Origin of the sequence: Tistrella mobilis, assembly GCF_039634785.1 — a bacterium.
Lineage (GTDB): Bacteria > Pseudomonadota > Alphaproteobacteria > Tistrellales > Tistrellaceae > Tistrella > Tistrella mobilis.
This window is the reverse complement of the sequence record NZ_JBBIAB010000006.1, coordinates 203,371-216,653: the sequence shown is the minus strand read 5'-3', so window position 1 is coordinate 216,653 and position 13,283 is coordinate 203,371. Positions and strand designations below refer to the sequence as shown.

Sequence of the window (13,283 nt, the reverse complement as noted above, 5' to 3'; positions counted from 1 at the left end):
TTCGATTGGGCGGGGCATCAGGCGGGGCGGGAGGGATCGGATGCAGGATCATCGCGCCCCTCGGTCTTCGACGCCTGCCGGGGCAGATCACCGAAAATGTGCGGGGTGCATTCCTGGCGCATCCACGACAGGGTGATGCCCTCGCCGCCGAGCGCGCGCTTCGCGATCGGCACCACCTGCTCGCCGATCAGAATACCCAGAAGCCCGAGCAAAGCGATGACCGGCGGCGCGGGCGAGCGCACATTCAGCAGACCGTAGATCAGGCCGACCAGCAGGCCGGCACCAAGGGAGAGGACATAGATCTTCATGGCGCTGCGGCCTCCGGCCCGCAAGGTCTGTGGCAGTGCCGTCAAGCGCACCGCGATGAACGCCAGCTTCCCGCCATCGGCCTGATGCGTCTTTCACCGGATTGCTTTAATTCTTAGCCGCAGATTGCTGTCCGGCGAGGGAGGGCGGAGATGGGCGTCCACGCCTTCGATGAGGAACCTGCGCATCTGGCGCTCTATCGCCGGCTGGGCACCACGGTCGCGACCAGCCCTGTGGGGGTGGCCGAGCGCTGGAATGCCCCGGTCAGCCGCCAGGTCGCCCGTCTGGGCGAGGCGACCGACTTCCCCGGCGTCGATCATTATGTGCTGACCATCCAGATCGCCGGCCCCGTCGTCCGCCGGGTCGACCGGCCGGTTGCCGACGAAGCCGGGCGCGACGGCACCGTGTCATTGCAGGTTCCCGGCAGCGGCGGACGGTTTCGCGCCGAGGCGGCGGCCCCGGTCGACTACGCCCATCTCTATTTCCGCCAGTCATTGCTGGACGAGGTCGATGACGGCCATGGCGGCCGCCGGGGTGCCGGACGGCTGGCCGATTTCTTCGGCCGGCCGGATGGCGAGTTGCCGGGCCAGGTGACGGCCTATCTGACCCGCGCCTTCGACACGACCGATCCGCCCGGCCCGATCGAGATGGATTCGCGCGCCTATCTGATCGCCCTCGACCTGCTGCGCCGCCACAGGGCTGCGCCGGTCGCGGATCCGGAGCGGGCCGGTCTGCCGGGTGGGCGGCTCGCCCGGGTACACGGCCTGATCATGGACCGGCTGCACGAGCCGATCCGTCTGTCGGATCTGGCCGGCGCCGCCGGCCTCACCCCCTATCATTTCGCCCGCAGCTTCCGCGGCGAGACCGGAGAGACCCCGCTCGCCTATGTCATGCGGCTGCGGCTCGAACGGGCCCGCGACCTTCTGGCCCGCACCCGGCTGCCGATCGCCGAGATTGCCGCCGCCACCGGCTTCGCCAGCCAGGCCCATCTCACCACCCGCTTCCGCCGCGCCTTCGGCATCACCCCCGCCCGGTTCCGCGAAGGCTGAGCCCGCCGCCGCCGCATCGCCGCGATTGCGCCGGCCCGCGCCAGCCGCTATCTTGCCGCCCTTGCACGGGATCCCCGCGGCCGGGGGTTCCGATGGTCATCTGCCTTGAGAGACGGGGATACGATCCATGACCGAGGTCGGCGGCATCGCGGGCGACGTGCTGCGCTCGTATATCGAGCGGATCGAGCGGCTGGAGGAAGAGAAGGCCGGCATCGCCGCGAACATCCGCGAGATCTTCGCCGAAGCCAAGGGCAACGGCTTCGACACCAAGGTGATGCGCCAGGTGCTCAAGCTCCGCAAGATGGAGCCGCACGACGTGGCGGAGCAGGACGAACTGCTCGAACTCTACAAGCGCGCCCTGGGCATGCCGATCGGCTGAGCCCCCGGCGACGGAATTCGAACGGGCGCCGCCTCTTCATCGAGGCGGCGCCCGTTTTCGTTCCACAGGCGGCAGGCTATGCTCTCACCCCGGGGGGCGATACGGTCCCCGGATCAGAGGGAGACGACGCCATGGCCCTGCTCACCATGCTCGAGATCGACGGCATAGAGCCGGAACGCTCCACCCCCAACCCCGCCAATGTGCTGGAGGGCGCGCCGGTCTTCCGCACCTGGAGCGTGGAAGAGCGGCCCGACGGCCTCGCCGCCGGGCTCTGGGAGGCCACGCCCGGCAAATGGCGCTTCGTCAGCGATTGCTGGGAATACTGCCGCATCCGCTCGGGGCTTTCGATCATCACCGAGGATGGCGGCACCGCCCGCCGGGTCGGCCCCGGCGATGCCGTCATCCTTCACGAGGGCTTCACCGGCACCTGGGAAGTGGTGGAGACCACGCTCAAGGACTATGTGGTCAAGACCTGACCCGCGCCGGCAACAGACGGGTCGCGATCACCCGATCCAGCGCCAGCCGCCCCGGCCCCGCCAGGGCGATGACCAGACCGGCCAGGATCCAGGGGATCTGTTCGGCCGGCTGAGAGATGCCGTTCTCCAGCCCCTGGGGCGTCTGGCCCACCACCAGCAGGATGGTGGCGGCCATGACCGCGAGGCCGAGGCCGGCAAGCCGGCCGGCGAGCCCCACGGCCAGCAAGACCGGCAGGGTGAGTTCGGCCGTGGTGGTCAGCAGCGCCGCGATCCACGGATCGACACCCGGCAGCGGGTGGATGTCGCCGAACAGGAAGGTCTGGGTCGACCAGCGCTCCACCCTGAGCATGCCGGTGTGGAAAAACGGCCAGGCCAGCCAGAGCCGGAGCGCCGCCAGCAGACCGGCCGCGATCCAGCCGTCGCCGGCCCCGGGCAGGCGGTAATAGCCCTGCAGGATACGTCGCATGGGAAGATCCTTCGATGATCAGGCCGCAGGGCCGAGCGCGCCCGCGGATATCAGCCCGCCCAGCGCCGCCGGCAGGTCCAGATCGGGGCGGCGTTCCAGTGCCAGCGCGACCACGGCGGCAAGCGCCGGCACCTCGCCCCGGTCGTTCGGACAGAACAGCCCGGCCAGACCACCGGTCCCGGCGGGCATGAGGTGGTGAACCGGCAGGCCCGACGGGCCACGCACCATCAGCACGCAGTCCGGCCCGCGCTCGATCGCCTCGGCCAGATCCATGGCGGCATCCGGTTGATGGGCCGCCCAGATCGCCTGAACCGGCCAGGGCGCATCGACCACCCGGGCCGAAGGCCTGAGCATCAGGCGGGTCGGCGGGGCCGCACCGGGGTGAAAGACCGGGGTCTCGGGCGCGAACCAGACCGCCACCCGCGCCCATTCCAGCCGCGCCACCCAGGCAACCGCCGGCCAGAGATCGGCCTCTGCCGCCAGTTGGTCGGGGAAGTCCGCGCCCCAGGCCGACAGCTGCGGCACGGCCGGGGGGTGATCACGCAGATATGCGCGGGCGAAGATTGCGAATGCGGCGTCGCCGATCATCATCCGGGTGACCGGAAAGGCCGCGGCCAGCGCCTCGATCGCCGCACCCGCGGCATTGCGGCGATGCACCGCCAGCCGGCGCTGCAGGGCGGCGGCGGACCAGCGGGGATCGGCCCAGCCGGCAATGGCCGCCGGGTCGACCGGCGCCCGGCCGAGTGCCATCGCCGCCATCCGGTCCTGAAAATCGCCGAGGCTCATGGCCGCACCCGATCGATGGCAAGGTCAGCGCGCGCCGCCTCGGCGATCAGCACCGCCCAGGGCGGCAGATCGGTGTCGCGCTCCAGCAGAACCGGCACCGGACCGGTCGCCGCCAAAGCCTGATCGAGCAGATCCCAGACCGGATCGGCCACCGGGTGGCCGTGATCGTCGATCAGCAGCGCCGGGGCGGCAGGGTCGTCGGGATCCGGCTCCGCCGTATGGCCGGCGATGTGGATCTCGCCCACCGCCGCAAGCGGCATCGCCGCCAGCCAGGCACGCGCATCGCCCCCCAGATTATGGGCGCTGACCGCGATGTTGTTGACGTCGAGCAGCAGGCCGCAGCCGGTCTGCCGGACCAGGGCGGTCAGGAAGGCCGGCTCGTCCATCTCGCCGGCCAGCGGCAGGTAGGTGGACGGGTTCTCGATCAGCAGCGGCCGCTTCAGCGCGTCCTGAATGCGGCAGACATTGTCTGCCAGACTGCGCAAGGCCCCGGCCGTCATCGGCAGCGGCAGCAGGTCGTCGATCCAGCCGGCCGGTGTCCGGCACCAGGCGGCGTGTTCCGATACCAGCACCGGGTCCAGCCGGCAGGCCAGATCGACCAGCCGCGCCAGATGATCGGCATCGATACCGCCGGCGCTGCCGGGCGACAGACCGACGCCGTGGATCGAGACCGGCAGATCCGCCCGCAGCCGTTCAAGATCCCGCAGCCGCGGATGCGACCCGGCGCCCGGGCGGGCGGCCATGAAGGTCTCGGCATGGATCTCCACCCAGCCGGGCCGGGCGGCGGTTCCCGACAGAAGGCCGGGGAGGTGCGGCGGGCGCAGGCCGATCCCTGCAATCGCATTGGTGCCTGTCATATCACCGCACCTCCTGCCGGATGGATCATTCCGCCTTGTGGAACGCTCAGCTCTTCTTCGGGTTCATGCCCTTGAAGGGCTCCAGCATGCCGCCCATGCCGACGCAGCTGCCCTTGGCGACGGCCTTCCAGTCGGCGCCGTCGTAATCCGCCTTGGACATGCCGGCACAGGAATGGGTGCCCGCGGCATTGGCGCAGTCGTTCTGGCCGGCCTTCGAAATGCCATAGCACTTCTCGGTCTCGGCGGCCGTGGCCGGAACGGTGGCGAGCGTCACGGCGGCCAGCGACATGGCGGCGGCGATGGCGGCGGTGACGTTGTCGATACGCATGGTCATCGGATCCTGCTCCCTCTCGGTCGGGCGGCAATGCCGGTCCCCCCTGGAACCCGTCCGCATCCCTGCCGTCCTTGAGATGAGCATAGTCAGGATCCGGGGCCGGCCGCCAATCACCCTCCACCCCCTGGTCTTCACGATTTCGTGCGCCCCGCGTGACGCCCGCCGGGTCGACGTTCCGGGAGAATTTTCCGCAAGAAGACACGCCTTTAAGTTGTGTGAATAAATCAAAACACCGTAGAAGGGCACAGGACGATCGCACCCTTCATACGTGTGTCTTCTGCGGCCTGAAGATGAATGACACGTGATGAAATATCGTCGTTAAGTTTCAGTTCATGATTCGATCCCTCCCTCTCCCCATGTAGCTTAGAGCGAGCCCGCGTCCATGGACGCAGCTCCGGATTGCGAACATCGGGCAGAACGCGCCGATGACCGCCCGGTTGCGCGCGACACGCGCCCTCCACTGTCCGGATGCCCGGACCTGTCCCTCAGGAGAAGACACATGCTCACCAACGACATCGCCACCGTCCGCACCGCCGCCGTCGACAGCCTGCACCGCACCCTGTCGGGCCCCCAGCCCTTCGCGGCGGCGCAGCCCCGCAGCCAGGGCGGGCTCGCCCCCGAACTGCCGGGCCTGCAGCGCCGCATGGCGGAATGGAAGGCCGAGTACCCCGAACATCATGTCACGGTTGGCCGCGCGCCGCAGGCCGGATCCATCATGCTGGCCAATAACGATTATCTCTCGCTCGCCGATGACGGCCGGATCATCGGCGCGCTCCGCGCCGCCCTCGACGACGTGAAGACCGAGACCTTCATGTCGGGCGTGTTCGTGCAGTTCCTCGACGCGCAGGGCGCCTATGAGCGCGAGATGGCCCGGTTCCTGGGCTCGGAGGGCGTGGCCCTCTGCCAGTCGGGCTGGGCCGCCAATGACGGGCTGATCCAGGCGATCGCCGATGCCGACACCCCGGTCTATGTCGATCTCTACGGCCATGCCTCGCTCTGGCAGGGCATCCACAGCGCCGGCGCAAAGCCGCGGCCCTTCCGCCACAACAACATGACCCATCTGCGCAGCGTGATCGCCAAGAACGGCCCGGGCGTGATCCTGGTCGATTCGGTCTACAGCACCAGCGGCGATCTCTGCCCGCTCGACCAGCTCTGCGATCTGGCGGAAGAGACCGGCTGCATGCTGGTGGTGGATGAAAGCCACGGCGTCGGCGTGTTCGGGCCCCAGGGCTCGGGCCTGGTGACCGCCATGGGGCTGGAGCACCGGGTGCATTTCCGCACCTTCAGCCTGTCCAAGGCCATGGTCGGCCGCGGCGGCATCGTGGCCGGCACGAAGAAGACGCTGGAATACTTCCGCTACACCTCGCGGCCGGCGATCTTCAGCTCGACCGTGCTGCCGCATGAAATCGCCGGCTTCCGCGCCACGCTCGACGTGATCCGGGCCGACGAGCACCGGCGGTCGCGGCTCTTCGCCAACACCGCCTATCTGCGGGCGGGCCTGGCCGAGGTGGGCATCGATGTGGGCTCCAGCCCGGCGCCGATCATCTCGCTGATCGGCGGGGCCGAGGCGAAGACCGCGCAGCTGCGCGACCGGCTGGAAGATCACGGCATCTTCGGCGCTGTGTTCTGCGCCCCGGCAACGCCCAAGGGCCGGTCGCTGGTGCGGCTGACGGTCAATTCCGGTCTCACCCAGGCCGATCTGGACCGGGTGATCCGGGCGGCGGCGGATTGCCGGGATCTGCTGGTCAGCGACCTGCGCATCGATCGCGATGCCGCCTGATCCGCGGATCCCGACCCGGCGGGCGGCCCTTCGGGGCCGCCCCCGATCCGGCCGCCCCCCAATCCGGCCGCCCTCCATCCGTTGGTCGATCCTCTTCCGGTCAATGCCCGTCAGGCCGCTGCCGGTGCCGCGATCAGCCCGGCATAGAGGGCCGCATCGATATTGCCGCCCGACAGCACCACGCCGATCCGCCTGCAGCCGGCCAGCCGGCCGGCGGCGGCATCGGCCATGGCACCGGCCAGGGCGGCCGCCCCCGCCCCTTCGGCCAGGTTGTGGGTATCGGCGTGACAGGCCCGGACCGCCTCGGCAAGCCCGGCTTCAGACACGGTCACGAAGCGCGACACGCCGCGGCCGATCACCTCCAGCGCCCAGGGGTCGGGCGACCGGCAGGCGATGCCGTCGGCAAAGGTCGTGGCCTGTGCGGTCTCGATCCGCCGGCCGGCGGCGAAGGAGAGCGCATAGGCCGGTGCACCTTCGGCCACCACGCCCACGATTTCGGTTTCAAGCCCCAGCGCATCGCGGGCCCGCACCGCGCCGCAGATGCCCGAGCCCATGCCCACCGCCACATACAGCCGGTCCAGCGCCGGCGCGGCGGTCAGGAATTCCAGCGACTGGGTGGCGGTGCCGTCGGCGATGTCGGCAGAGATCGCCGGCACCATCACCGCCCGTCCGCCCGCGGCCTCGACCATCGCCGCGGCATGGTCGCGCGCCGCCTGATAGTCGGCGCCGCCCTCCACCACCTCGGCGCCCAGCGCGCGCATGGCGGCATTCTTCCCGGCGCTGTTGCCGCGCGGCACCACGATGGTCGCGGCGATGCCGTGGCGCCGGGCGGCGAAGGCGACCGCCTGGCCGTGATTGCCGCGGGTGGCGGCGATCAGATGCCGGACCTCGGGCCGCGCCCGCAGCAGGCGGGTGACGTGGACGATGCCGCCGCGCAGCTTGAAGGCGCCGATCGGGGTGTGGTTGTCGTGCTTCATCCAGGTCTCGACCCCCAGCCGCCGGGACAGCAGCGGCCAGGCGATCTGTGGCGTGGGCGCCATCGCCTCCCCCACGATCCGGCGGGCATCCTCCAATGCGGCATCGATCGTCATCCCGGCGTCTCCCTTGCGTGATCGTCCTAAGGACAATCTTTGAATTCACGTCGTCAGGTCAGATGGTTGTATCGTTCTGACGTCATCTTCAGGACACGCCTTCACCGGCCGCCGGTCAACGGCGCGATTGTCCTGAGGGCAAATTTCACGGCAAGGGGGCGTGCAATCATGGACGCGCTGCACGAGGGCTGGCGGCAGGCGGTGGAGGCCGCGCGCGGCGGCGCGGTCTATCGGGCACTCGCCGATGCGATCGCCGCCGATATCGCCGCCGGCCGCCTTGCCCCCGGGGCAGCCCTGCCGCCGCAGCGCCGCCTGGCCTGGGGGCTCGGCGTCGCCATCGCCACCGTCACCCGTGCCTATGACGAGCTGTCGGCCCGCGGGCTGGTGACGGCAGAGGTCGGCCGCGGCACCCGGGTCGGCCGGCGTCGCCGCGCCGATGACGGGGTGATCGCCCCGCGGGAGGCCACCCGCCCGCGGCGGCGGCGCGAGACATCCGCCGAGGCCGAGGACGAAACCGCGCTGATCGACCTTTCCCTGGCCCAGCCTGCCGATCCGGCAGCAGCGGCCGCCCTCTCCCGCACGCTTGCCGCCCTGGCGGCCGCCCCCCAGGCCGCGGAGCTGCTGGCCTATCAGCCCGCCCGCGGCGCCGCCCGCCACCGTGCGGCCGGGGCAGCCTGGCTCGGCCGGGCCGGCTGGTCACCCGATCCGGCGCGGGTGACGGTCACCGCCGGCGCCCAGCATGCGCTGGTGGTGGCCCTGGCCGCCATCGCCGCACCGGGAGAGGCGGTGGCGGTCGAAGGCCTCGCCAACCCGTCGATCCTGGCCGCGGCCCGCTTCCGCGGCATCCGCCTGAAGCCCCTGCCGATCGATGCCGAGGGCGCCGACCCCGCCGCACTGGACCGGCTGGCCGCCGAGGACGGCCGGCTTCGCGGCGCCATTCTCTCCCCCTCTCTGCACAACCCCACCGGCGCCAGCATGGGCCCCGCCCGCCGGGCCGATCTCGCCCGGGTCCTCGCCCGTCGCAGCCTGTTCCTGATCGAGGACGATGTTCACGCCCCCCTTGCCCCCCCGGCCGCCCTGCCGGCGCCGGTCGCGGCGCTCTGCCCCGATCAGGTGCTGCTGGTCGGCAGCCCGTCCAAGGTGCTGGGGCCGGGGCTCAGGGTCGGCTGGCTGGCGGCACCGGCCGCCCTCGACGACCGCATCGCCGCCGCTCTCTGGGCCTCGGCCTGGATGGCCCCGCCGCTCGGCGCCGAAATCGTCACCCGCTGGATCGACGACGGCACGGCCGAAACCCTCGCCGCCGCGGCGCGCACGGCCAATCTGCGCCGCCGCGCCCTGCTCGACCAGCGCCTGCCCGGGCTGGACCTGACGCTCGCCCCGGCCTGCGCCCATGCCTGGATCGGTCTCGGGCCCGACCGCAGCCATGATCGTGTCTGGGATCCGGACCGCTTCGCCGAAGCCGCCGAAGCGGCCGGTGTGCGCGTCGCTCCGGCCCGGGCCTTCACCGTGCCGCCGGTTCCCGTCCCCGCCGCCGCCCGCCTGTCGCTGGCCGCCGCCCCCGACGACGCCGTGTTCCTGAAGGCGCTGGACCGCCTGGCCCGGCTGCTCGACCCGCGGGCGGCACCGTCGTCGCTCCGCCCGATCGCGTAAAACACACCATAAATTAAAGGTTGCGAATCTCGTCTGTTAATCCTGTTATTGATTAGTCATACTTCTTGCACAGTACCCCGCCGGAAGCAACCACCGCCCGCCGCCACCAGGCCGGGCGCCACCGGGCCGGGCGCCCGTTCCAGGAGGTATGACCCCCGTGCCCACCGAAACCTCCGGGCTGATGGCCCTGCTGGCCTTCCTGCCGATCCTCGTCGCCGGCATCCTGCTGATCGGCCTGCGCTGGCCGGCGGCGCGTGCCATGCCGATCGTGTATCTGCTCACCGTCGCGATCGCCCTGGGCGTCTGGGGGATGAGCGGCAACCGCGTGCTCGCCTCCACCCTTCAGGGGCTGATCCAGACCGCCGGCCTGCTCTGGATCATCTTCGGCGCCATCCTGCTGCTCAACACGCTGAAACATTCGGGCGGCATCGCCGCGATCCGATCGGGCTTCACCGCGATCAGCCCTGACCGCCGGGTGCAGGTGATCCTGATCGCCTGGCTGTTCGGCTCGTTCATCGAAGGCGCCTCGGGCTTCGGCACGCCGGCCGCGGTCGCGGCCCCCCTGATGGTGGCGGTAGGCTTCCCGGCCGCGGCGGCCGTCGTCTTCGGCATGATGATCCAGTCGACCCCGGTCTCGTTCGGCGCCGTCGGCACGCCGCTGATCGTGGGCGTGCAAACCGGGCTCGACCGGGCGGCGCTGTCGGCGACGCTCACCGCCCAGGGGTCGTCCTGGGGCGCGTTTTTCGGCCTGATCACCTCGGAAGTGGCCATCATCCATGCGATCTGCGGCACGCTGATGCCGCTGTTCCTGATCATGGTCATGACCCGCTTCTTCGGCCGCAACCGGTCCTGGACCGAAGGGCTGTCGATCCTGCCCTTCGCCATCTTCGCAGCCTTCGCCTTCACCCTTCCCTATGTCGCGGCGGGGGTGTTCCTCGGCGCCGAATTCCCGTCGCTGCTGGGCGGGTTGATCGGGCTCGCCATCGTCACCGCCGCCGCCCGCGCCGGCTTCCTGGTCCCCCGTGACCGCTGGGATTTCGCCCCGCCGTCGGAATGGCCGTCCGGCTGGATGGGCCGGGTGGAAATCCGGCTCGATCAGCTGACGGCCCGCCGCATTCCGGTGGCGCTGGCCTGGGCGCCCTATGTGCTGCTCGCCGTCATCCTGGTGGTCAGCCGCACGGTGCCCGCGGTCGGCGATGCGCTCAAATCCGTCACCTTCCGGGCCACCAACATCCTGGGCGAGACCGGCATCGGCGGCGATTTCGCCCTGCTCTATCTGCCGGGCGGCATTCTGGTCATCGTCTGCCTGGTCACGCTGCTGCTCCACCGCATGAAGCCGGCCGCCTTCGGCCGGGCGGTCGGGGAAAGCGCCGGCACCCTGCTCGGTGCCGGTTTCGTGCTGATCTTCACCGTGCCGATGGTGCGGGTGATGATCAATTCCGGCATCAATGCCGAAGGGCTGGCCAGCATGCCGGTGATGATGGCCCGCGCCGTGGCAGACGGCGTCGGCCATGTCTACCCCCTCTTCGCCCCCACGGTCGGCGCGCTCGGTGCCTTCCTCGCCGGATCGAACACCGTCTCCAATCTGATGCTCAGCCAGTTCCAGTTCAGCGTGGCGGAACTGCTCGGCCTGTCGGGCGCGCTGATGGTCGCGGGCCAGTCGGTCGGCGCCGCCGCCGGCAACATGATCGCCATCCACAATGTCGTCGCCGCCTCGGCCACCGTGGGCCTGCTCGGCCGCGAGGGGTCGACGCTGCGCATCACCATCCTGCCGACGATCTATTACGTGCTGCTCGCCGGCGCATTGCTGCTGGCAGGCTTCCACCTGCTCGGCCTCGGCGACCCGCTGACCCCGGCCTGATCGCCAGGGCGGGGGGCACGGCGCCCCCCGCCACCGGGCTTGACGGCTTTTATATTTTTAATATTCTAGAAATATGGAAAAAACAGAGGTCATCACCGCCCTGGCGGCCCTTGCCCACGAGGCGCGGCTCGACATCTTCCGCCTGCTGGTCCAGGCGGGGCCCGAGGGGCTGCCTGCGGGGCAGATCGCCCAGGCGATCGGTCTTGCCGCCCCCACCGCCTCGTTTCATCTGGCCCAGCTGAAACAGGCGGGGCTGGTCGCCTGCCGGCGGGAAAGCCGCTCGCTGATCTACACCGCCGCCTTCGACCGGATGGCCGGGCTGGTCGGCTTCCTCACCGAAAACTGCTGCGGCGGCAACCCGGCCGCCTGCGGCCTGCCGCACCCGGGGACGGAGACGCCCCCACATGCCTGAGGCACTGCATGCCTGAAACCGGCCGCCTCTCCTTCCTCGACCGCTGGCTCACCCTCTGGATCTTCGCGGCCATGGCCGCGGGCATCGCCCTTGGCCATCTGCTGCCCGGTCTGCCGGCCATGCTCGACCGGCTGACCATCGGCACCACCAATCTGCCGATCGCGATCGGGCTGATCCTGATGATGTACCCGCCGCTTGCACGGGTGCGCTACGAAGACCTGCCCAAGGTCTTTGCCGACCGGCCGGTCCTGCTGCTGTCGCTGGTCCAGAACTGGCTGATCGGCCCGGGGCTGATGTTCGCGCTGGCCGTGATCTTCCTGCACGACCAGCCGGGCTACATGACCGGGGTGATCCTGATCGGTCTTGCCCGCTGCATCGCCATGGTTCTGGTCTGGAACCGGCTGGCCGGCGGCGACGGCGAGTACGTGGCCGGGCTGGTCGCCTTCAACGCCATCTTCCAGCTGCTGTTCTTCGGCCTCTATGCCTGGCTCTTCCTGACCGTGCTACCGCCGCTCGTCGGGCTCGACGGTGTCGTGATCGAGGTGGGGTTCGCCACGGTCGCCGAAGCGGTCGCGATCTATCTGGGCATTCCGTTCCTGGCCGGCTTCCTCACCCGGCGGATCCTGGTCGCAACCCGCGGCCCCGACTGGTACGAGAGCCGCTTTCTGCCCCGGATCGGCCCGGTGACGCTGGCCGCCCTGCTCTTCACCATCATCGCCATGTTTGCGCTGAAAGGCGGCGACGTGGTCCGGCTGCCGCTGGATGCGCTGCGCATCGCCCTGCCGCTGGTGATCTATTTCGTGGTGATGTTCACGGTCTCGTTCGTCATGGGCCGTCGGATCGGAGCCGGCCATCCGCGCACCACCGCCATCGCCTTCACCGCCGCCGGCAACAATTTCGAGCTGGCGATCGCGGTTGCGATCGCCGCTTTCGGCCTCGCCTCCCCGGCTGCCTTCGCCGCCGTGATCGGGCCGCTGGTCGAAGTGCCGGTGCTGATCCTGCTGGTCCAGGCCGCCCGCCGCGCCGCCCGGTTCCGGACCACCCCAACCCCAGGGCCCGCCCGCCGATGACCACCATCACCCGCCTGCGTCCGCTCCCGGATCCCGATCACCTGCCGGCGCTGGATCCGCGCTATATGATCCCCGATCCCGCCGCCGGGCTGGCGCCGGGCGGGCCCGATCACAAGCCCAGGATCCTGCTGCTCTACGGCTCGCTGCGCGACCATTCCTTCTCGCGTCTCGCGGTCGAAGAGGCGGCCAGGCTGCTGGAGGCCTTCGGGGCCGAGACCCGGATCTTCGATCCGCACGACCTGCCTTTGCCCGACCAGGTGCCGGGCGACGACCATCCGGCGGTGCATGACCTCCGCGCCCTGTCGCTCTGGTCCGAGGGGCAGGTCTGGTGCAGCCCGGAACGCCATGGCCAGATCACCGGCATCATGAAGGCGCAGATCGACCACCTGCCCCTGCAGATGAAGGGCCTGCGCCCCACCCAGGGGCGGACGCTGGCGGTGATGCAGGTCTCGGGCGGCTCGCAGAGCTTCAATGCGGTCAACACGCTGCGTCTGCTCGGCCGCTGGATGCGGATGTTCACCATCCCCAACCAGTCGAGCGTCGCGAAAGCCTGGCAGGAATTCGACGAGACCGGCCGCATGCGTCCGTCGGCGTATTACGACCGGATCGTCGATGTGATGGAGGAACTGGTCCGCTTCACCATCCTGCTTCGCCCCCATGCGGGCCAGCTGGTCGATCGCTATTCCGAACGGCGCGAGGCCGGGCAGCGGGCCGGCGCCACGGCCGAACTGGTCGCGAAGTCGATCGGGACCGGCCGTTGATCGCG

The 13,283-nt window shown here is 70.3% G+C and carries 15 protein-coding genes; 9 read left to right on the top strand and 6 right to left on the bottom strand.

What is annotated here, in order from left to right:
• Window positions 1-17: 17 nt before the first annotated feature.
• Entirely contained in the window at window positions 18-308 is a 291-nt protein-coding gene (locus WI697_RS10855; RefSeq protein WP_345958460.1) for a XapX domain-containing protein, read from the bottom strand.
• Between the two features lie 150 nt (window positions 309-458).
• Here WI697_RS10855 and WI697_RS10850 point away from each other — a divergent pair, with 150 nt between their 5' ends.
• The 3 genes from WI697_RS10850 to WI697_RS10840 all read left to right on the top strand — a co-directional run bounded on the left by WI697_RS10850 (window position 459) and on the right by WI697_RS10840 (window position 2,210).
• Window positions 459-1,355, top strand: a complete 897-nt coding sequence (locus tag WI697_RS10850) for an AraC family transcriptional regulator (RefSeq protein ID WP_345958459.1) — start codon at window positions 459-461, stop codon at window positions 1,353-1,355.
• Between the two features lie 127 nt (window positions 1,356-1,482).
• Window positions 1,483-1,734, top strand: coding sequence for a DUF2312 domain-containing protein (locus tag WI697_RS10845; protein ID WP_014747925.1), 252 nt, complete (start codon window positions 1,483-1,485; stop codon window positions 1,732-1,734).
• A 131-nt stretch (window positions 1,735-1,865) separates the two neighbouring features.
• A complete protein-coding gene (locus WI697_RS10840; RefSeq protein WP_062763667.1) occupies window positions 1,866-2,210 on the top strand; it encodes a cupin domain-containing protein in 345 nt (114 codons plus the stop codon).
• On the opposite strand, the gene WI697_RS10835 is transcribed toward WI697_RS10840, so the two are convergent.
• From WI697_RS10835 to WI697_RS10820, 4 genes are read right to left on the bottom strand one after another with little or no spacing between them, the layout of a single operon-like run.
• Complete coding sequence (locus tag WI697_RS10835; protein ID WP_062763668.1) at window positions 2,200-2,676, bottom strand: DoxX family protein; 477 nt, start codon at window positions 2,674-2,676, stop codon at window positions 2,200-2,202. The genes WI697_RS10840 and WI697_RS10835 overlap by 11 nt on opposite strands.
• Window positions 2,677-2,694: 18 nt before the next feature.
• Window positions 2,695-3,462: a DNA-binding domain-containing protein gene (locus WI697_RS10830; protein ID WP_345958458.1), complete on the bottom strand. Its 768-nt coding sequence runs from the start codon at window positions 3,460-3,462 to the stop codon at window positions 2,695-2,697.
• Complete coding sequence (locus tag WI697_RS10825; protein WP_345958457.1) at window positions 3,459-4,319, bottom strand: DUF692 domain-containing protein; 861 nt, start codon at window positions 4,317-4,319, stop codon at window positions 3,459-3,461. The genes WI697_RS10830 and WI697_RS10825 overlap by 4 nt, the downstream gene beginning before the upstream one ends.
• A 46-nt stretch (window positions 4,320-4,365) precedes the next feature.
• Complete coding sequence (locus tag WI697_RS10820) at window positions 4,366-4,653, bottom strand: BufA1 family periplasmic bufferin-type metallophore (RefSeq protein ID WP_041607600.1); 288 nt, start codon at window positions 4,651-4,653, stop codon at window positions 4,366-4,368.
• Between the two features lie 499 nt (window positions 4,654-5,152).
• Here WI697_RS10820 and cqsA point away from each other — a divergent pair, with 499 nt between their 5' ends.
• Entirely contained in the window at window positions 5,153-6,433 is a 1,281-nt protein-coding gene (cqsA, locus tag WI697_RS10815) for an alpha-hydroxyketone-type quorum-sensing autoinducer synthase (RefSeq protein ID WP_345958456.1), read from the top strand.
• Window positions 6,434-6,543: 110 nt separating this feature from the next.
• Here cqsA and WI697_RS10810 read toward each other — a convergent pair whose 3' ends face one another.
• Window positions 6,544-7,524, bottom strand: a complete 981-nt coding sequence (locus WI697_RS10810) for a threonine dehydratase (RefSeq protein ID WP_345958455.1) — start codon at window positions 7,522-7,524, stop codon at window positions 6,544-6,546.
• 168 nt (window positions 7,525-7,692) lie between these two features.
• Here WI697_RS10810 and WI697_RS10805 point away from each other — a divergent pair, with 168 nt between their 5' ends.
• The 5 genes from WI697_RS10805 (at window position 7,693) to arsH (ending at window position 13,278) form a co-directional block, all read left to right on the top strand.
• Entirely contained in the window at window positions 7,693-9,174 is a 1,482-nt protein-coding gene (locus tag WI697_RS10805) for an aminotransferase-like domain-containing protein (RefSeq protein ID WP_345958454.1), read from the top strand.
• 181 nt (window positions 9,175-9,355) lie between these two features.
• Window positions 9,356-11,035, top strand: a complete 1,680-nt coding sequence (locus WI697_RS10800) for an L-lactate permease (RefSeq protein ID WP_345958559.1) — start codon at window positions 9,356-9,358, stop codon at window positions 11,033-11,035.
• Window positions 11,036-11,108: 73 nt separating this feature from the next.
• Window positions 11,109-11,447 carry an ArsR/SmtB family transcription factor gene (locus WI697_RS10795; protein WP_345958453.1) on the top strand — a complete coding sequence of 113 codons (339 nt, stop codon included), beginning with the start codon at window positions 11,109-11,111 and terminating at the stop codon, window positions 11,445-11,447.
• A gap of 8 nt (window positions 11,448-11,455) precedes the next feature.
• A complete protein-coding gene (gene arsB, locus WI697_RS10790) occupies window positions 11,456-12,517 on the top strand; it encodes an ACR3 family arsenite efflux transporter (RefSeq protein WP_345958452.1) in 1,062 nt (353 codons plus the stop codon).
• Complete coding sequence (gene arsH, locus WI697_RS10785) at window positions 12,514-13,278, top strand: arsenical resistance protein ArsH (RefSeq protein WP_345958451.1); 765 nt, start codon at window positions 12,514-12,516, stop codon at window positions 13,276-13,278. Before arsB ends, arsH begins: the two co-directional genes overlap by 4 nt.
• Window positions 13,279-13,283: the final 5 nt, after the last annotated feature.

Excerpts from the sequence above, each read along its gene's own strand:
- WI697_RS10855 (WP_345958460.1), bottom strand. The coding sequence starts at position 308 with ATGAAGATCTATGTCCTCTCCCTTGGTGCCGGCCTGCTGGTCGGCCTG.
- WI697_RS10850 (WP_345958459.1), top strand. The coding sequence starts at position 459 with ATGGGCGTCCACGCCTTCGATGAGGAACCTGCGCATCTGGCGCTCTAT.
- WI697_RS10845 (WP_014747925.1), top strand. The coding sequence starts at position 1,483 with ATGACCGAGGTCGGCGGCATCGCGGGCGACGTGCTGCGCTCGTATATC.
- WI697_RS10840 (WP_062763667.1), top strand. The coding sequence starts at position 1,866 with ATGGCCCTGCTCACCATGCTCGAGATCGACGGCATAGAGCCGGAACGC.
- WI697_RS10835 (WP_062763668.1), bottom strand. The coding sequence starts at position 2,676 with ATGCGACGTATCCTGCAGGGCTATTACCGCCTGCCCGGGGCCGGCGAC.
- WI697_RS10830 (WP_345958458.1), bottom strand. The coding sequence starts at position 3,462 with ATGAGCCTCGGCGATTTTCAGGACCGGATGGCGGCGATGGCACTCGGC.
- WI697_RS10825 (WP_345958457.1), bottom strand. The coding sequence starts at position 4,319 with ATGACAGGCACCAATGCGATTGCAGGGATCGGCCTGCGCCCGCCGCAC.
- WI697_RS10820 (WP_041607600.1), bottom strand. The coding sequence starts at position 4,653 with ATGACCATGCGTATCGACAACGTCACCGCCGCCATCGCCGCCGCCATG.
- cqsA (WP_345958456.1), top strand. The coding sequence starts at position 5,153 with ATGCTCACCAACGACATCGCCACCGTCCGCACCGCCGCCGTCGACAGC.
- WI697_RS10810 (WP_345958455.1), bottom strand. The coding sequence starts at position 7,524 with ATGACGATCGATGCCGCATTGGAGGATGCCCGCCGGATCGTGGGGGAG.
- WI697_RS10805 (WP_345958454.1), top strand. The coding sequence starts at position 7,693 with ATGGACGCGCTGCACGAGGGCTGGCGGCAGGCGGTGGAGGCCGCGCGC.
- WI697_RS10800 (WP_345958559.1), top strand. The coding sequence starts at position 9,356 with ATGGCCCTGCTGGCCTTCCTGCCGATCCTCGTCGCCGGCATCCTGCTG.
- WI697_RS10795 (WP_345958453.1), top strand. The coding sequence starts at position 11,109 with ATGGAAAAAACAGAGGTCATCACCGCCCTGGCGGCCCTTGCCCACGAG.
- arsB (WP_345958452.1), top strand. The coding sequence starts at position 11,456 with ATGCCTGAAACCGGCCGCCTCTCCTTCCTCGACCGCTGGCTCACCCTC.
- arsH (WP_345958451.1), top strand. The coding sequence starts at position 12,514 with ATGACCACCATCACCCGCCTGCGTCCGCTCCCGGATCCCGATCACCTG.